Origin of the sequence: Rhodococcus sp. SB1D (assembly GCF_048573875.1) — a bacterium.
Classification (GTDB): Bacteria; Actinomycetota; Actinomycetes; order Mycobacteriales; family Mycobacteriaceae; genus Rhodococcus_F; species Rhodococcus_F qingshengii.
Window position 1 is genome coordinate 24,466 of record NZ_JBMAIQ010000016.1, and the last position, 18,217, is coordinate 42,682.

At 59.4% G+C, this 18,217-nt stretch carries 16 protein-coding genes; 11 read left to right on the forward strand and 5 right to left on the reverse strand.

Translation table 11 applies throughout. The annotated features are described in order from the left end of the window. Positions 1-1,226: 1,226 nt before the first annotated feature. A complete protein-coding gene (locus tag ACN50D_RS27585) occupies positions 1,227-3,050 on the forward strand; it encodes an alpha/beta hydrolase (RefSeq protein ID WP_212634084.1) in 1,824 nt (607 codons plus the stop codon). Positions 3,051-4,618: 1,568 nt separating this feature from the next. Here the strand turns inward: ACN50D_RS27585 and ACN50D_RS27590 are convergent. Then, a complete protein-coding gene (locus ACN50D_RS27590) occupies positions 4,619-5,215 on the reverse strand; it encodes a T3SS (YopN, CesT) and YbjN peptide-binding chaperone 1 (protein WP_162114807.1) in 597 nt (198 codons plus the stop codon). A 381-nt stretch (positions 5,216-5,596) separates the two neighbouring features. Here ACN50D_RS27590 and ACN50D_RS27595 point away from each other — a divergent pair, with 381 nt between their 5' ends. The 5 genes from ACN50D_RS27595 to ACN50D_RS27615 all read left to right on the forward strand — a co-directional run bounded on the left by ACN50D_RS27595 (position 5,597) and on the right by ACN50D_RS27615 (position 11,390). Beyond that, positions 5,597-6,853 carry a plasmid pRiA4b ORF-3 family protein gene (locus tag ACN50D_RS27595; protein WP_212634102.1) on the forward strand — a complete coding sequence of 419 codons (1,257 nt, stop codon included), beginning with the start codon at positions 5,597-5,599 and terminating at the stop codon, positions 6,851-6,853. 388 nt (positions 6,854-7,241) lie between these two features. Beyond that, positions 7,242-8,894 (forward strand): sodium:solute symporter family protein, encoded by a 1,653-nt coding sequence (locus ACN50D_RS27600; protein ID WP_172827044.1) that lies wholly within the window; start codon positions 7,242-7,244, stop codon positions 8,892-8,894. A gap of 27 nt (positions 8,895-8,921) precedes the next feature. Continuing rightward, a complete protein-coding gene (locus tag ACN50D_RS27605) occupies positions 8,922-9,053 on the forward strand; it encodes a putative transporter small subunit (protein ID WP_003941363.1) in 132 nt (43 codons plus the stop codon). 85 nt (positions 9,054-9,138) lie between these two features. Continuing rightward, positions 9,139-9,600, forward strand: coding sequence for a MarR family winged helix-turn-helix transcriptional regulator (locus ACN50D_RS27610; RefSeq protein ID WP_003941330.1), 462 nt, complete (start codon positions 9,139-9,141; stop codon positions 9,598-9,600). Continuing rightward, the gene (locus ACN50D_RS27615; protein WP_212634085.1) at positions 9,597-11,390 is read left to right on the forward strand and encodes an AMP-dependent synthetase/ligase; all 1,794 of its coding nucleotides are present in this window, start codon (positions 9,597-9,599) and stop codon (positions 11,388-11,390) included. The genes ACN50D_RS27610 and ACN50D_RS27615 overlap by 4 nt, the downstream gene beginning before the upstream one ends. Here the strand turns inward: ACN50D_RS27615 and ACN50D_RS27620 are convergent. Further along, entirely contained in the window at positions 11,387-11,767 is a 381-nt protein-coding gene (locus ACN50D_RS27620; RefSeq protein WP_212634086.1) for a helix-turn-helix domain-containing protein, read from the reverse strand. The genes ACN50D_RS27615 and ACN50D_RS27620 overlap by 4 nt on opposite strands. Positions 11,768-11,990: 223 nt before the next feature. On the opposite strand from ACN50D_RS27620, the gene ACN50D_RS27625 reads away from it, so the two are divergent. From ACN50D_RS27625 to ACN50D_RS27635, 3 genes are all read left to right on the forward strand, one after another. Next, on the forward strand, positions 11,991-12,236 hold the full coding sequence (locus ACN50D_RS27625) for a hypothetical protein (protein WP_258537558.1): 246 nt from the start codon (positions 11,991-11,993) through the stop codon (positions 12,234-12,236). 125 nt (positions 12,237-12,361) lie between these two features. Further along, positions 12,362-13,951 carry an FAD-dependent oxidoreductase gene (locus ACN50D_RS27630; RefSeq protein WP_212634087.1) on the forward strand — a complete coding sequence of 530 codons (1,590 nt, stop codon included), beginning with the start codon at positions 12,362-12,364 and terminating at the stop codon, positions 13,949-13,951. Next, complete coding sequence (locus tag ACN50D_RS27635) at positions 13,948-14,271, forward strand: 4Fe-4S dicluster domain-containing protein (RefSeq protein WP_007726052.1); 324 nt, start codon at positions 13,948-13,950, stop codon at positions 14,269-14,271. Before ACN50D_RS27630 ends, ACN50D_RS27635 begins: the two co-directional genes overlap by 4 nt. Here the strand turns inward: ACN50D_RS27635 and ACN50D_RS27640 are convergent. Continuing rightward, on the reverse strand, positions 14,261-15,316 hold the full coding sequence (locus tag ACN50D_RS27640; protein ID WP_003941279.1) for a 2,3-butanediol dehydrogenase: 1,056 nt from the start codon (positions 15,314-15,316) through the stop codon (positions 14,261-14,263). The genes ACN50D_RS27635 and ACN50D_RS27640 overlap by 11 nt on opposite strands. 164 nt (positions 15,317-15,480) lie before the next feature. On the opposite strand from ACN50D_RS27640, the gene ACN50D_RS27645 reads away from it, so the two are divergent. Continuing rightward, positions 15,481-15,987: a DUF3558 family protein gene (locus tag ACN50D_RS27645; protein WP_007726058.1), complete on the forward strand. Its 507-nt coding sequence runs from the start codon at positions 15,481-15,483 to the stop codon at positions 15,985-15,987. A gap of 41 nt (positions 15,988-16,028) precedes the next feature. Next, positions 16,029-16,355 carry a hypothetical protein gene (locus ACN50D_RS27650; protein ID WP_007726060.1) on the forward strand — a complete coding sequence of 109 codons (327 nt, stop codon included), beginning with the start codon at positions 16,029-16,031 and terminating at the stop codon, positions 16,353-16,355. Between the two features lies 1 nt (position 16,356). On the opposite strand, the gene ACN50D_RS27655 is transcribed toward ACN50D_RS27650, so the two are convergent. After that, positions 16,357-16,710 (reverse strand): UBP-type zinc finger domain-containing protein, encoded by a 354-nt coding sequence (locus ACN50D_RS27655; RefSeq protein ID WP_003941317.1) that lies wholly within the window; start codon positions 16,708-16,710, stop codon positions 16,357-16,359. Between the two features lie 69 nt (positions 16,711-16,779). Beyond that, positions 16,780-18,216, reverse strand: coding sequence for an ATP-binding protein (locus tag ACN50D_RS27660; protein ID WP_003941311.1), 1,437 nt, complete (start codon positions 18,214-18,216; stop codon positions 16,780-16,782). Position 18,217 lies beyond the last annotated feature (1 nt).

Genomic DNA, 18,217 nt, shown 5'->3' on the forward strand with positions numbered 1-18,217 from the left:
GGATCAGGATTCTGTCTTCTACAGCAACACCGTGGATGAGGACGGCGCAGTCAAGCTCTCCGTCGGCAGTGCGAGTGATAGTGGGCCGAGTGTCCGCGTAGATTTCGATGCTCTACCTGCGGGTCGCCAACTTGCTGTCCCCGCAGCAGCAGTCGACGGCGACAATTCTTTCGGCGACTTAGGAGCAGTCTCAGTCGGTTTAGGGTCCCGACGGAAAACTTGCCATTTCTGTACTCGGCCTTGGACTGTCGAACGAACGATGGTTCTTGCCGATCTATCCGCCGCGCAGATGTTTGGCGCCGTCGGGCGGCAGGTCAGGGGCATAACCACGGACTTGGCGCTATTGCTGTCCCGGTTACGGTGTCGAGGTGGGCGGCTGACCTCGATTTCGTTCTCTGAAAAGTGAAGTGAGATCCAGCCGCATTGCGGCGAGTGCGGGCCAGCCGAAACGACTCGGAGCTCGCCGATATACCGCCATGCGAAAATAGCCGGCTGCGACGCTCAGCGTCGAGGCCCTGGCGTTGACAGCGTGGCTCATACACTGACAACGCGTCGACTGAAGTTACGACAACGATGACAACTGCGGAGCCTTCAAGTACACCGAAACCTCGGCTCTCAAAGCGACAACCAGGCAGGTGCCGGTGGGTCTTGGTGAGCAAGCTGAGAGCAGTTCCGGAGCGGTCACGTTGCATCGAGTTGATTACCCGGTTACTTCCAGTGGCACCGCGAGCCGGATATAACCAGCCGGTATGGAATTCGCCGTCGCAGATCTCAAGGGGTGCCCGAGATTCAGTACGGATTTTCTGCATCGGCCTTCAGATCCGCCGCATCGGGCGCTGTCACATATACGTTCGGGAATGTTCAGGTTCGGATCGCACGATCCGACCCATTGTCACAGTTTATGCTTGTGGATGGTTTGCGATCCCCGATTACTTGATCGTTGACGTAGCCGCATGACGAATACCGCGACATACCCGCAAATAATCGCGAGGACCCCATTCGAGCTAAGCCGATCTCGATAATTGGCTGACCTAATGCAGTGGTCGCGAACGAAATTTGGCAAGCTGGTCGCGGAGGTGTCGGTCCTCCTCTGTACGGTATTGCGAAGTTAGCGCAGAGAATCCGTTCGAGATTTTCGGCGGTGCTCATCTTTTTCGAATCTTTGTAGCGAACAACAGTAGTGGTTTAGGTGATACCAGGGTTCGACCTTCGAGAGGGACATGGTTGTGAAGATTGTATTTCTGCACGGAATCGGTGACGGCGATCCGAAATCGAGTTGGCTCGAAGGTCTCGACCGCGGTCTCGAACAGGCCGGTTTCGGCGCGGTCAATCGGGATATGGTCATCGCACCTCACTACAGTTCGTTCCTCACAACAAACGGTATTGGTGCGAAGCTGCCCCCGGTGACGTACAAACCGCGCGACGACTCGGCCAGTCGCCGCGGCTTTGAGCGGCGCCAGGCGAGAGTCCAGCGGATTCTGGGTCTCGAGGGCGGGGTCCGTACCTTCGGTTTCCATCGTGTGCCCGGGCAGGTTCTCGCTCCACTGCAGCAGGCCGCGATCGGATCGCTATCACTCTTGGATCTGCAGCAAGTACGCAAGTACGTTCGGGAGGAACCGGTCCGCGGAGCGATCCTGCGGCACATCCTTGACCATCTGCCCACCTCTGGCGAGATCATTCTGATCGGCCACAGCCTGGGCAGCGTCATCGCGATCGATCTTCTCGACCACCTTCCTGAAAATGTCCATGTCCGCAGGTTCATCACCATCGGTAGCCCGGCGAATGTGCAGGCCGTTCACGACAGCAGCGAGCGATTGCTCAAGAAGTTTCCGTACGGCCGGGTCGATGACTGGTCGAACTTCCTCGATGTCGGCGACGTCGTCACCGGCGGCAGGGGGCTGGCGACCACCTTTCCCGGCGCCCAGGATTTCGTCATCGACAACGGCGCATCCCATGCCTCTGGGGCGTATCTCGGACATCGCGCCCTCGCCATGCTGGTTGCAGATCTTCTGTACCCCTCGAAGGAAATCGTCATCCGCACATCGGATATCGCGGTTCGTCTCAATGACAACGAGGCCTCGGTGTTGTTGATGCTGCACTACGCGCATGCGGTCCACCGCAACCTCAAAGACAAAGCGCTGGCCGAACGCTACCGACATGCACTCGACATCGTCCAGGACAACATCGTCGCTCAAATAGAGCAGGCCGCGTCAGTGAGTGGACAGCCCGTCGCAGTCGAACTACAGCAACTGAGCAATGGTCAATTGCCGATGATTCCGCATCGATGGGAGATCCACGAAGTGGTCGGCGAGTTGGTGGTGCTCGCGCTGACGAACATCATCGATCCGTATGAACTCGAAATTGGCAACGCCCCCCGCGACGCACTCGCCGACATCGCCGTCGAATTGGGGTTCGTGCGTCAGCTCGGAAAGACAGTGAGCACCGCCCTCGAAGACGTCCAGAAATGCTTGGACAGTCGCGGTGGCGTCCCCTGGGGCAGGGTAATTACAGCCGCAGTCGGTCTCGCCTTGGTCGCGGCCGGACCTGTCGGGCTTATGCTCGCAGCGCCGGCTGCCGCGGCAGGTGGCGCCGCTATCGTCGGCGGGCTTGCAGCATTCGGGCCGGGAGGGATGATCGGTGGTCTCGGAATGCTTGGTGGTTTGGCCGGAGCGGGCGCGGCGGTGGCCGCGGGCGCGGCGGTAGGCGGCGGTGCCCCCGATCAGCCGATCACGGATTCGACAACGTTGATCCTGCGGGTATCGACCGAGCATGCACGCAAGATGCTCGGCCTTCCTCATGACGAAGCGCTCTGGTACCAGTTGGCGGATGTGGAGACGAAACTCTCCGCCCGAATCAACCGCCTGACGGCGTTCAGCGATCCGAAGTCGGGGCAGTTGACTCAGCTGCAGGCAGCCAAGTCGACAATCACGAAACTGATGGCATTCATGCTCGATCGAGGATTGGCGCCGCGAGCCATCGAAGCAGCAACTGGAGAGAAGCCCTTAGCTGACATTGAAAAGGAACTCGTCGACTTCACAGCGCTGACGTAACGCGTTTCAGTGGCTGGTGAACGTCATTTAAGTCGCGAAGGTACTTGCCTCACTTACTAGTGATACGGAATTGACCACACTCTTGCTTCGATTACCGGCGGACAGGTTGCGGAGCCAGTGTCGGTCTGCGCAAAGATCAATGAAGCGCACTGGGCCATTGGTCAGTACGGATACGCAGTAACGCGCAACTCGCTTCCTCCTGTCAAGGCTCTCGATCGGTCAATCAGCGTCGGAACTAGTCGATACGCCGACCACTGTCACGAGTGCCGCCAACACAAAGGAGTGCTACCGAAAACTGGTGAACGCCGAATCCGAAGCGGGAAAGCTGGCTGCGCTCAACTTCTCGTTCGGGCGGTCGTTCGGGGGCTCGGTGCTGGCGCGATGTTGTCGATCACAGGCGAGAGAACTCGCAACTCCGTAACGAGTTTTCTCGTCTGCCGATTATCAATGTGAGCCGAATCGCTACCGCGTGAAGGCGGCACGATGCGGAGAATGCTAACGGCGATGATCGCCGGAGTTGCTCGTTCGACACAACAGCGTGCGGGAACGCACAGGAGACTGACATGAAGAGAGCGCTTATCCTCGCTGTTGGCGCATTGCTCTCGTCGTTCAGTCTTTCTGCTTGCGGCGGCCCAGGCACAGACTTGCCGTCGACAACCCCATCAAGCTCATCGTCAACAGCCGTCCCGGCAACTGAGTCCGTAGTACCTCCCCCAAGTAGCACACCCGAGGTCGCGCCGATCACCTTCGTATGCGGCGATCTCTCCCTCTACCAGTCAGGTACCGCGTTGTACTCCGATAACACCACTGGCTACGAGGCATCCTGCGACACCTATGTGCCTCCGGCAACTACACAAGCTTCGGAAAGGGTTCTACGGTACTGCGATTACCCGGGAACTGCGGTGTACACCGATGGCTCGTACTCCACGACCGATCCGGCCTGTGCGGAGATGCGTGCGGAGGCGAACACGAATCCGGGAGGTGGTTACCCATATGACCCTGACGAAGACCGGAACGGTGATGGTGTCGTAAACGGATACGAACGCTGCGGTGTTAAGTGTGGCAAAGAGCCGACCAGCGGTGATATCCAAACGCAGCACGGCTGCGAGCAGGGCTACATCACCGGACCTGCGTGCGAGCCGTACTCAGGCTGATCTTGGGGCGGCCTCGCCCGCAATCCCAGTCGTCTGGTTGGTACTGCGACATCTAGGGGGCGTTGCGTCGTTGAATTACGCCGACGAAAGTAGCTGTAGGCGAATGTTTTTCGCGATTCAGGCGCGTTCGGCGTCTAAATCGGCGACTGATATGAGCGATCGGCCAAGCCGCACAAAGGAATAGCAGGCCAACCCGTCGTGGTCTGTTGGATGAGTTCGCTGCCAGGCCGAAGGTCATTGCGCTGCACAGTCGCGAAACCGGCAGTGACGATCTTTCCGTCGTCGTTCCTGCCGCGCAGTCGATTTTCATTCGGTCGCTTTCGGTCGTCCCGTGGAGCGACGACAAACGTAAGCGTGCGCGAATCTCTGCAATCGCAGAGATGCACGCACGCAAAACTAGCCGTGAGGTATTGCTTACTTGCTGGGCGTCGAGGTGACCGCCCTGATGCTGAGCTCGCCGTCTGCTTCATCGCCGCACGCACAGTCACAGTCTCCGCCGCAACCGCCGGGATTGCAGTCTCCGGCGTAGCTGTCGTCATCGGCGTCGCAGTCGAGGTCTCCGCCGAAGGATTCAGCAAAATCGTCGTCGAGTTCGTGAGTGAAGTCGTGAACCTCGTCGATCAGGTTCAGCAGATGCTGCGGAGCGAAGGGATCGGCGTCGAGCATCGTGGAGACCAGTAGGTGGTCGCCGCTGAAGGCGAAGCGCAGGCGTGGCCATTCCTGCGCGAGTTCGATCAGTCGAGTCGCAGCGTGCGAGGGATTGCCGAGGCCCGTCAGGACCGAGGACCAGACGTTGATCTGAGGGCCGTCATCCGCAACAGTTACGTAGACGACAAACCCGTGAACCGGCACGACAATGTCGCCGTCGTCATCGGTGGCAGGCTCACTGCCCAGTAGTTCGGCGAGAGTTTGAACGCACAGGCGAACCAATTCGTCGCGCTCGTCCGTCACCAAGGCAATGGCGCCGTTGATATGGAGGGGCTGGTCGGCGGTCGTGTCTTGGTCGCTCATGGATCCTCATGTTCTGTGCCAGTCCGAGCAGGCGCTGGGCACTGTTTTCGTGCGGTAGCTGTCAGGTCTACGGTAATCGGCGCACACTATTGTCCGCGCAGTGGATGATCAAAGATGCCTGGGTAGGTCCGTGTTGATCTGGACTTGACAGCCGACCAGCGACAAGATGCGAGCCCCGACAAATCGGGCAACCTTGTGGCAGTGAGTATCTCGGCTGTCGGTAGGTAGATCTAGCCTCCATACATGACGGGTCAGCGAGTTCGGCGAGCTTCACATCTGCGTTTGGTACCTGCATATCAAGCGGCGCAAAGCCAGATGAAGGTCCTTACGCCGAGGCAGATGCGGAATCAGCGTCGACGGCCGGAGGTGGCGAACTTTGTCATGCGGATCGAACTCGATTGCATCACGCCGCCTATTTGGAGACGGTTTTCGGTCCCGTCGAATATCGAACTGGACCAACTTCATTCGATTGTGCAGGCGGTGATGGGGTGGGGAGATCAACACGCTCATCAGTGGGTGAGTGTCCATCATTCAACGGACAATGGCCCAGATCGGTATATCGCGCCAGAGGTGATCGAGCGCGACGGATACCAGGAAGGCGAGTTTGGTGAGGACGAAGTCCGGATCGACGAGGCAGTTACCGCGGTCGGGGAGTACGTCCGTTATGAGTACAACGCCCGCGCAAGGTGGAGTCACACGTTGGTTCTCGAGCAGATTGTCGAAGACCAGCCGATTTCTGAGCCATCCTGTCTCGACGGCGAGAGAGCGTGCCCGCCGGAGGATTCTGGCGGTCCGATCGGGTATCGCGAGTTCCTGAACGTGCAGGCGAGTACCGGACTGTTCGATCCCGAACGTTTTGTTCCCGCAGAGTCCAATGCAGCAGTCACCATTGCAGTGGCACTGCATAAGTCACCACCTGTGGGAAGCTCGGTGTTCGAGAAGTTCATGCGCCGCCTGTCGGTTCATTCCGCGCCGAAACTGTTTGCCGCAGTTGCCAAATCGGAGCTTCGTGGCGGATATGACAACTATTTCGAGGTGATGCGTGAAGGAGCAACCCGCCAACTGCTGTGGCTGCTGAACTCCGCGCGAGGTGGTGGGATTGTTTTGACGGCGTCCGGGGCACTTCCTTCGGACCATGTTGCGGCCGCCCGAGACGAACTCGATTGGGGCAGCGACTGGATCGGTGTCACGGCAGGGAGTGACTCGCAATTAGCAGTACTCGTTGAAGTCGCAAAGACACTGAGATTTGTCCGGAAACTCCGAGGCACATTGCTTCTGACTCGACTCGGCGCGTCAGTGCTTGCATATGAAGGCGAGCTGTGGCGTCACATCGTGTCGGCCATGCCGTTGGGAAAGGGTGAGTTGGCGCAGGAAGCCGGCCGAATTCTGTTCCTTACGTTGGCTGCCGGCTTGTCGGAGTCCGAACGTAGTGAAGTGATGATCGAAGGCCTCACGGCATTGGGTTGGTCGACAACAGACGGAACACGACTCGGGGACGACGATTGGACGTGGATGGTGCGAGACACTCTCGTGTACCTGCGAATGATCGGGGCGATTGTCTCCAATCCGCTGGACCAGCATGTTTCCGCCGATCCCGAGTGGGGTCGACGGTTTGCCAGGATGGTCCTGTCGAAGTAGCTGAGCGATCGAATCGAGCATCGATTTCAATCGATGCGGAGTTGTTATATGCGCTGGAAGCGCATGATTTTTCTGCGGCGGAATCATGAATATTTTCGGGTGGGAAAATATTGGAGTTTTTGCTCGAAATTGCCATCATGCTATGGTCGATTCTCGGTTGTTAAATTGCGTGGTCGAGCCAAAAGCTTGCGCAGAAGATTTATTTTGTGGAGGTTGGGTTTCCGAAGAGACGAAGTGCGTGTTGCTAGTCAATTGAATATGTGACCGGTGTTGGTATGGCGGTCGCTCCTAGGGCGTGCAGAAACGAAACGCAAAGATCCTGAACAGGGGTTTTGTGCTTTGCTCTGCCGATTATGTGCGAAGGATGTGGCATGTGACGGGGTCCGACATGGTCCAGTTCAGTACCTTGGTAATTGTTTCACTGCTTGTTGCTTTTTATGGTGGAACTTTTCTGATTTCTCTTCGTATTGGTAAGAAACAGGAAAATGCCGACGGTTTTATGACCGCCGGAAATAAGTTAGGATTTGGTGTTTCGGCCGCGAGTATGACGGCCACCTGGATTTGGGCGTCGTCGATGTATGCATCTGCCACTTCTGGATACACCTACGGAATCTCCGGCCCCATTCACTACGGTTTATGGGGCGCGTTGATGATTCTCTTCATTTATCCGTTTGGCCAGCGAATTCGCAAAGTGGCGCCGAAAGCCCACACCCTGGCTGAGGTCATGTACGCGCGGCACGGACGCTCGAGTCAGCTGATGCTCGCGGGCTCCAATATCGTCGGCAGTCTCATCAGTTTGATGTCGAACTTCCTCGCTGGTGGTCTGCTGATCGCGTTGCTTTCGCCGTTCAACTTCATCCAGGGTGTGTTCATCGTTGCGCTGGGCGTTTTGCTGTACACGTTGTGGTCGGGCTTCCGCGCTTCGGTGTTGACCGACTTCGTTCAGCTGATCGGAATGCTCGGTGCGGTAGCGGTTTTGGTGCCGTTCATCTTCTTTGCGGCAGGGTTCCCGGCAGCCTTCGAATCCGGGGCAGGCAACCTTACTGCTGAGCAGGGCAACTTCTTCTCGAGCGTTGCCTTCTTCGAGCAGGGCGCGCCGTACATCGCGGCAGTTCTTGCCTACGCAATCGGCAACCAGACCATTGCCCAACGTCTGTTCGCGGTCCGCGAAGACCTGATCAAGCCCACCTTCATCACCGCAACCGTCGGATACGGCGCAACGGTCATTGGTGTCGGAATGCTGGGTGTTCTCGCTCTGTACCTCGGAATCGAGCCGATGGATGGTGACGTCAACAACCTGATTCCGCAGATGGCCGCGTCGTACCTGCCCGGAATTTTGCTGGCCGTCTTCTTTGTCATGATCATCGGCGCGCTGTCATCGACGGCAGACTCGGACCTTGCTGCGCTCTCGTCCATCGTGATGACCGACGTTTACGGCCAAGCCGTCGCAGGCAAGGCCAATGCGAACCCTCGACGGATGCTGCTCATCGGCCGAGTAACGATGATAGTTGCCACGGCGGCGGCTATCTCCTTGGCAAGTCTGCAACTGAGCATTCTTGATCTGTTGGTGTTCGTCGGCGCGCTGTGGGGCGCGCTGGTGTTCCCGGTTATCGCGAGCTTCTATTGGGGAAAGGTCACCAACAAGGCCTTCACTGTGTCGGTTCTGGTGGCGCTTGCCGCCTTCTTGCCCGTCCGATTCAGTTGGGTGCCGATGGATGGGATGTTCGGGCTCTTCTCCGACATCGTTGCCGTTATCGGTATCGGAGTGGTGCTGGGACTCATGGTATTTGGATTCTTCGGTCTGAAGGTTGCGCAGATCGTCGGTGGCCTGGCGATCGTGCTGTCCGCGCCGTTCGCGATCGGCTTCCTGCACGACTACCCAACGCTCAGCGGATCTTTGGTGGCCTATGCCGTCAGTACCGTCGTGTGCTTTGCGATGTCCGTCAATCAGCGTGAGACGTTCGATTTCGAACTGATCAAGCAGCGGACGGGAGACTTCGACGATGACGAGCTTCCTGCCGTGGGAGCGTCCGGAAAGTAACCGTCGAGACAAGTGGAAGGAATACGAATGAGTACAGCTCTACTGACCATTTATGTTCTGATCTGGCCGGCGTTGGTCTTGGTCGTGCTGGGAGTCATCAGCAAGGGATTCTTCAAGGATTGGGCAACTGCTCGCCGCAACGGTGAGGATCTGGTCTAACTTTTCACGCCGCCACCGACGGACTTCTTGTCGGTGGCGGCGGTCATATTGCGTCGGACACTGGGGGCAGCGTTATAGTTGCCCAGTGCAACACGACGGAGCAATGGCGCTCACCGGTCCACCAGCCGTTCATGACGAGCTGGTGCACCTGACGCGGCAGTTGATGACGGGGGATCGGCATTCCGATGACCACCCGTCGATCGCCCAGCATTCGTTCCTCTCCTTCATCGGCCGCAATGACGGATGCAAGGCCACGGAGATCTCCGAAGTCTTCGGCGTCAACCGCTCGACCATCTCGCGCCAAGTGCGCGGGTGCATCGAGGCAGGCTGGGTATATGCCGATCCGGGATCCGTTCGTCAGGGCAATCCGCTGCACCTCACGGAGGCTGGCCGCAAATACCTCGACGCCGCCGACGCGCGTCGGCTCGACCAAGTCGCCGGCAGGCTGCACGATTGGACCGAGTCCGAGGTCGCAGACTTCGCCCGCGCACTCCACCGCTTCAGAATCAGCATCGAATCGCAGACCAACGGAGATGACACCCTGTGAGTGAGTACAGCGCCAAAGCCCAGTTCACCATCTCCGACAATGAGTCTGTGGTGCACACCGTCTTCACTCACGCCGAGCGCACGCCCGAACTGACGGTGTTCTCCCGCCCCAAGGGCGAGGGTTGGGTAGACGTCACAGCCAAAGAGTTCGCCGAGCAGGTCACCGGCGTCGCAAACGGTCTCATCGCCGCTGGCGTGCAGGCAGGCGACCGCGTCGCACTCCTCTCCGCGACCCGATACGAGTGGACGCTCTTCGACTTCGCCATCTGGGCTGCCGGCGCCGCTACCGTCCCGATCTACGACTCGTCGTCTCAGGGGCAGGTCAGCTGGATCCTCGAAGACTCCGAGGCCGTCATCGCGATCGTCGAAACCGGCGCGCACGAGCAGCTGTTCCAGGACGCGCCAAGCTCTCTCAAGGCCGTCATGCAGATCGACGACGGAGCAGTCGAAAAGCTGACCGCACAGGGCGCCGACGTTGACGATACCGAGCTGAAGAAGCGACTCGCGGGCATCAAGGCCGACGATCTGGCGTCGCTCGTCTACACCTCTGGCACGACAGGCCGTCCCAAGGGATGCATCCTCACACATCGCAACTTCCTGTCCGAGGTGCGCGGGATTCTCACTGCATCGATCGGCGAGGTGGCGGTTCCGGGAAACCGAGTCCTGACCTTCCTGCCGCTCGCTCACGTACTGGCTCGCGCGGTGTCCCTCGCGACGTTCGAAGCTGGTGCTTCGCAGGCACACTGGTCCGACTTTGCCACCATTACAACTCAATTCGAGCGGTACAAGCCCAACACCATCCTCGGTGTTCCGCGTGTATTCGAAAAAGTTCGTGACGGCGCAGCACGCAAGGCGGAGTCCGGTGGAAAGATTCCCGGCGCGATCTTCGCCTTCGCAGAAGCCACTGCCAAGGAGTACAGCCAAGCCCTCGACAAGGGCGGTCCCTCGCTGATCTTGAAGGCGAAGCACGCAGTGGCGGACAAGCTCGTGTACTCGAAGCTTCGTGAGGCTCTCGGCGGCGAATGCTGGTTCGCGATCTCCGGCGGCGGCGCGCTCACTCCTGAACTGGGGCACTTCTTCCGTGGGCTCGGAGTTCCGATCTACGAGGGTTACGGTCTCACCGAAACCACTGCGGCGCACTGTGTCAACGTCCCGGGTGCTCAGAAGATCGGAACCGTCGGACAGCCGATGGGCGGCAACGGGGTTCGCATCGCCGAGGACGGCGAGATCGAACTCAACGGCGGGGTTGTTTTCAAGGGCTACTGGAAGAACGACAAGGCCACCGAAGAGACGTTCGTCAACGGCTGGATGCGCACCGGTGATCTCGGTGAACTCGACAGCGACGGTTACCTTTCCATCACCGGACGCAAGAAGGATCTTCTGGTGACGGCGGGCGGCAAGAACGTCTCGCCGGGCCCGATGGAAGACCGTATCCGTTCGCATTCCATCGTCTCGCAGGCAGTTGTCGTCGGCGACGGGAAGACCTACATCACGGCGCTGTTGACCGTCGACCCTGAGGTGTTCGAGAAGTGGAAGTCGGAGAACGGCAAGCCTTCCGGCGCCACCGTCGCCGAACTACGTGATGACAAGGACCTTCGAGCGGAGCTGCAGAAGGCCGTCGACGACGCCAATGCTGCTGTCTCGCATGCGGAGTCGATCAAGAAGTTCGTCATTCTCGATCGCGATCTGACCGAGGAAGACGGTGAGATGACAGCGACGCTCAAGATCAAGCGCAATGTCGTCGTCGATCGGTTCTCGAAGGAGATCGAAGGAATGTACGCGAAGAGCTAGGCGCGTTTGGGGAACTGCTCGCGGTAAGCCAACACGTCATCGAGGCGGAACCTGCGGTGGGTGCCGCGTAGTTCGATCGGGAGTTTCCCGGCGTCGGCGAGCTTACGTACATATGTGTCCGAAACGCCGAGGATCTCTGCTGCCTGCGAGGTGGTGAGGAGTTCTGCGACGGGCCCGAGGGCGACGCTGTCGCCGGCAGCGAGGTAGGTCAGGAGCTGCACGACGGCGTCGCCGACCGATGGCGGAATCTCGATGCTCACGCCGTCGAACACCAGCGTGGTCGTGTCCGTCGAGGTTGCGGCTCTCTCGGCCAGAGCCGTCTTGATTCGCTCGGCAGCGTCGCCGTCGACTGCGGAAACGATGTGGTCGATGCTCACGCGGTATATCTCCGATCGAAGGCAGTGTTTCGCAAGCATAGACAGCGACAGTGTCCGTCGGCACGCTGGCTAGCGCCGTGTGCGTTGCATTACATGAGTGCCGTGAGTGGAAAACTATTTACCCACGTAGATCGGAATTCGAAGGTTTTGGCGCCCAAAGATATTCGACTCGACGCATATGTAACTCACCAAATTTGGTGTACCCGCAAGTAACATCCTGAGCGTGGCTAGACGATCGGTAACGGTGAGATTCGACGTAGAGGAACTGAGGGCCCTAGAGGCCCTCCAAGAGCTCACGGGCGCGGACATTTCCAGCGTCATTCGTGAAGCTGTGATCGAGCATGCTCGTCGATGTGTTGCACAGGGAAAGCCCCGCGACATCGCCGAGCGACGCAAATCGCTGACCTTGCAGGAAGCCTTCGCCAAGTACTCCGCGTTGTGCACCGACGAGGAGCGGGAAGCGTCGTAGCGCATCTGTCGATGCGATGGTGACCGGTTGAGTTCACAGTGATTCTGACTGTGGCGCTGCGTAGTTCGTTCGAGGAATATTGCGGCAACAGAAGTGTTGCGTAGACCTCTGACAGGAGCTGGCCAGTGACGGACGTCCTCGAACTCTCCACCGATGTATTGGTGATCGGTGGTGGCCCCGCCGGCGCATGGGCAGCGTTGCGCGCGGCCAAGGCCGGTGCAGACGTCGTCCTGGTCGACAAGGGCTACTGCGGAACGAGCGGCGCAACGGCCCCCTCCGGAACAGGTGTTTGGTACGTCGAACCGGATACGACTGCCCGTGAGCGGGCGAAGGCCGGTCGTGAGGCGCTCGGCGGATATCTTGCAGACCACCATTGGATGGACCGCGTTCTCGAGCAGACCTACTCCAACATGGATCTCCTCGCGGTGGAGGGCAGATATCCGTTCCCCATCGACCCCAGCACGGGCAAGCAGATCCGTACCGGCTTGCAGGGACCTGAGTACATGCGACGGATGCGCACCTGGATTCGTCGAGCCGGGGTGCGGATCCTCGACCATTCGCCGGCACTGGAGTTGTTGGTGGACTGTGAGGGCCGAGTTCGCGGAGTCGCCGGATACCAGCGTCACGAACATCAGGACTACCGAGTCTCGGCAGGCGCGGTAGTGGTCGCCAGCGGAGGTTGTGCGTTTCTGTCCGGTGCGCTGGGTACCAACGTCGATACCGGTGACGGTGCATTGATGGCAGCGGAAGTCGGAGCAGAGTTCTCTGGGATGGAGTTCTCGAACGCGTACGGAATCGCAGCGGCCGGATCGACGATCACCAAGACGGCTTACTACGCGTACGCGACGTTCTTCCACGCAGACGGAAGAGTGCTCGAAGGGGCCGGTTCGGCGAAGGGGAGGTCCGTCATCGCCAGCACGTTGCGGAACGAGCCCGTGTTCGCGCAGATCGATCGGGCCGACGCCGAGGTGCAGCGTCGAATGAGGCTGGGGCAACCCAACTTCTTCCTTCAATTCGATCGCCGCGGAATCGATCCCTTCACCGACAAATTCGAGGTCGGCATGCTCGCTGAAGGCACGGTGCGCGGCACTGGGGGAATCAACGTCGTCGACGACGATTGCGCGTCATCCGTTCCAGGTCTGTTTGCCGCCGGGGACGCAGCGACCCGAGAGCGAATCTGCGGAGGGTTTACCGGCGGGGGAAGTCACAACGCCGCGTGGGCGATGTCCTCTGGTTCATGGGCGGGAATCGGTGCTGCGCGCTATGCGCTGTCGGTCGGACGCAGGGCTACCAGTGGTCTACGCGGAGCCGGAACCGTCGGATTGCGTAATCCGGTACGAACCGGGTTTGCTGCCGACGATGTGGTGAAAGCTGCTCAGGCGCAGCTGATTCCCTTCGACAAGAACTACCTCCGCAGCGGTGATCGAGTATCCGCAGCGCTCGGTGAGCTCGAATCGCTGTGGGGTGCAGTGAGGTCGGATCTGGGTGCGGATCCAGCAGGTCGGATGGCGGCGCGGCAGGCTGCCGCGATCACGGCCGTCGGTCGCTGGATGTACCACTCGACGTTGGCGCGGACCGAGACTCGGGGAATGAGCAAGCGAGACGATTATCCCGAACTCGATGTGACGCAGCACCATCACGTCCTCACCGGCGGTTTGGATTCGGTGTGGACCCGAACTTCTGAATCTGTCGGGTCTGCACTGGTGGCGTCATGATCGAGCTGGTGTCCGCGCCTGACTGCATCGGCTGCGACAAGTGCGTAGACGTTTGTCCTACAGATGTTTTCGATCGGACGCCGTCGGGCGTCCCGGTGATTGCGCGCCAATCGGATTGCCAGACCTGCTTCATGTGTGAGGCATATTGCCCGACGGATGCGCTGTATGTGCATCCGCAATCCACGCCGTTGGAAACGGCCGATGTGATCGAGGACGATCACATCGGCCGCTACCGAGAGAAGATCGGATGGGGCAAAGGGCGGGCACCTGGGTCCCTGACTGCGGTGGGCCCGGAGGTGCCCCGTCCGGTTACGACCTGACGAGAATCTTGACTGCAGTGTCGTTGTGCTCGATCAGAGTGGTGAATCCTTCGGAGATCAATTCTTCGAGCTGAATACGACCGGTGATGAATGGCGCCAGATCGACGACACCGTCCTGGACCATCTTGATGACCGCTTCATGGTCGCGTACGTACGCGATGGTTCCGCGTAGGTCGATTTCCTTGAGGACCAGCTTCTGCATGTCGATGGTCGCGGGCTTGCCCCAAATCGACACGTTGACAACAACTCCAGCAGGCCTGACCGTGTCGAGCATGGTGTCGAGTACTGCGTTGACGCCTGCGCACTCGAAACCGATGTCTGCGCCGATGCCTCCGCTGAGTTCGAGGACGCGCGCTTTGACGTCTTCGGTGGTGGGATCGATGACGTAGTCGGCGACTCCACTGGAGAGGGCCTTGGCTTTGCGGGCCTCGCTGAGTTCGGTGACGATCGTCGTGACACCCAGACCCTTGAGGACTGCCGCAACGAGGAGTCCGATCGGTCCGGCTCCGCCCACGATGGCGACGTTGCCGCTTTCGGCTCCACTGCGTACGACGGCGTGATGGGCGACGCTCAACGGTTCGATGAGAGCTGCCTCGTCGAGCGGGATGTTGCCGATCTTGTGGATCCAGCGACGGTCGACGACGACCTTCTCGCTGAGTCCGCCACCGCCGCCGGCCAAGCCGATGAACCCCATCTTCGTACACAGGTGGTAGTTGCCCGCCTTGCACGGGGCGCACTCGTTGCAGACGAAGTACGGCTCGACGACAACATTTTCACCGACCTCGACGTCCGTGACACCTTCGCCGACCTCTTCGACGGTGCCGGAGAACTCGTGGCCCATCGTGACCGGCGCATTCTCGTGTGAGAGTGGATGCGGGTGGCCCGGTGCGGAGATGAAGATCGGTCCCTCGAGGTACTCGTGGAGATCGGTGCCGCAGATTCCGCACCATGCGACCTTCAGCTTGACTGTTCCTGGCCGCAATTCGGGCTCAGGGATCTCTTCGATCCGGATGTCTTTCTGCCCGTGGAACCGTGCTGCCTTCATTGATCCGCACCTCACTTCGTTGTGAATCCCCTGGTAGATCGACGCTAGGCCGATTATCGGCGTGGGTGAAGGGTTGCAACGGAATGCAATGGGGTGGAACCGATCGGTGCTGGGGAGCGTCCAATACTGTGAGCGGGTCGCGAACGAGGGGGAGTGCTGTGGGAGTGAGGGTTGCAGTGGTCCTGGTCGCGGCCGCGCTGTTGGTTGGGGGTTGTTCCTCGACGGTCGAGGGCGAGGCTTTCCCTGTCGATGTGATTGGGATGTTTGATCCGTGTGAGGTTCTCGGCAATGAGGAATTGGAGAGAGTCGGAGTTGACCCGGCAACAAAAGAGGTTGACATAGTCAACACCCATATCGATGGGTTCAATATATGCAAGTGGGAAGGATCTTGGTTCTTCCTCCGTCTGACTTCCACAACACACTCGCTTGCGGACGTCGAAGCAAATCCGGTGATGCGCGATCTACATCGAATTCAACTTGCCGGCCGAGAGGTCCTGATGTTCCAGGAACACAATGACAAGGCGGACACCGCGTGCAATATCGCCTTCGCGACTGCTCAGTCCACGGCGATGATTCGAGTGGGTGCGAAAGTCGGTGACCAGCGCCCCGAAACTTCGTGTGAACTGGTTGAGCGGGTAGGTCTGACCGTGTTACCGCTGCTTCCCGAATAACGCTCGGAAGAGATTCGACTCGTAGTGAATTGGAGTATGTGATGTCCGGTTTGTATCTGGAGAAGAGGGTCGCAGAGGATCTGGCGAAGGCGTGTGATGATCTAATTTCGCTGTTCAGGTCACTGTCGGACGATGCGAACTATCTCGGGCAAGTGGGAGGCTTCGGCACTCTCGGATCCGCCCGGGCACTGCAGGTCAAGTTCGAGGAAAAGGCGGTTGGCGGCCCGGATGCGCTCGTCGATGTGTTGGCGAGTCATATCGCGGTCGTGGAGGCAATGCAGGCTCAGTTTCAAGCCTGCATCGACAACGCATTGGATCAGGAGTCGTCGAACGTCTCGACTTTGAGGTCGATCGACCAACCGAACTGAGTCAGTGGATGTGTTGCTGCCAATCGGCTGGGACACGACCCTTAGGTCCCGGCGTCGGCTGATCTACGGGATGTGAAGTGGGCGCCGCCAATTCAGGTCCGTCGTACGCCTCGTTGGTTTCGAAGCTCCAGAACCAATCCTCACCGGGTTCGTAGCTCTGCATGAACGGATGCTTCGTCGAGGCCGCATGCTTGCTTGCGTGCTGTGACGGTGAGGAGTCGCAACACCCCACGTGACCGCATTGCGCGCATCGACGCAGGTGCACCCACCAACCGCCGCTCGCATCGCATTCAACGCATCCCGCGCCACTGGGCGGCACGCTCGGATCGATCCCCGCTGGAAGTCCGTCGGTCATGGTCCACCCTCTCGCTGACTGAAGTCGGTCATTTCATCGTGCGCTTTGCCTACCGGCCGTGCAAGGTGGCTAGTCGTCGCGCGTATCCCGCGGTGGGCCCGCGATGGGCAGCAAAACTCTGAACCGGGTGTTACCGGGCTCCGACGTGACCCGCAGCTCACCACGATGCTTGCCGACCACAATTCGCCATGAAATATCAAGGCCGAGACCGGTTCCCTCACCGACAGGCTTAGTCGTGAAGAAGGGTTCGAAGATCCTGTCGATGACGTCATCGGGAATCCCGGCGCCGGTGTCGCAGATCTCGATGCACACGCGGTCGCCATCGCGGCTTGTCCGAACGGTGAGTGTTCCCGATCCGTCCATGGCAGACACCGCATTGTCGATCAGGTTGGTCCACACCTGATTGAGTTCGGCGGCGTAGGCGTCGATCGGAGGCAACGCAAGGTCGTACTCCTTGACGACTTCGATTCCGCTTCCGATCTTTTGCCCCAACATGATCAACGTGCTGTCGAGCAATTCGTGGACATCGATGGTCTGGAAGGGAGCGCGATCCATCTGTGAATACTGTTTGGCCGCACCGACGAGCGTCGAGATCCTCGTTGTGGAGTCGGCGATCTCGTTCATCAGGAGTTCGGATTCGATGGTGTAATTCAGCCAGCGAATTGCGCCTTCGAGTACGGACTCGTCAACGGCTGCAGCAACGTTCTCGAGCCAAGCGGTGTCGAGTCCAGCCTGCACGAAGGTCGGAGCCAGGTCCCAACCTTCTCGAATCGAATGATCCTCGAACCATTCACCCAACGAATCCTCCCGATCGGAGGCTTCGAGGGGAGTGAGCGTCGGCGCCTTGGCGACAACCTCTGCAACTTCCTCTTGAAGTCGCATGAGAGTGACGAGGGCATCGCGGTCGTAGGTGCCCGATGCAACCATCCCCAGTTTGTGACGCATGCCTGCAACACGCTCGCGCAAAGAGGCTGTCGCTCGAACCGCTGCGGCTGCAGGGTTATTGAGCTCGTGAGTCAACCCGGCCGACAGTGATCCGAGTGCAAGGAGTCGCTCTCGCTGATCGATGATCTGCTGAGTGTTCTTCTTGCCGAAGAAAACACCTTCGAGTAGATGAACCGCCATTGGAAACCACTCGCGCATCGCGTTGCCGAACTTGTCGGCGTCCAGGACGAAAAACGTCGAAGGAGTCGTCACTCGCATCGACCCCGCGTAGACCTGCGGTACACGATCGCCGAGATACGCCGTCCAGCCTCCCGAGTAGACGCCGCGCTGGGTGGTCCTGTTGATCTCGATGTCTTCGCCGCCCGACAGCTTGGACAGCACCACCTCGCCCTCGATGAGGACGTAGAAGCAGGTGGCAGGCTCACCTTCGAGGTAGACCTGACCTCGATCGATCTCGGTGATATGGCCTGCCTGGCAGAGTGATTCGAGCTGATCGTCGGTGAGCTTCTCGAACAGGAACAGGGTGCGAAGCAAGTCTGGGCTGCATTCAGGAATGGACATC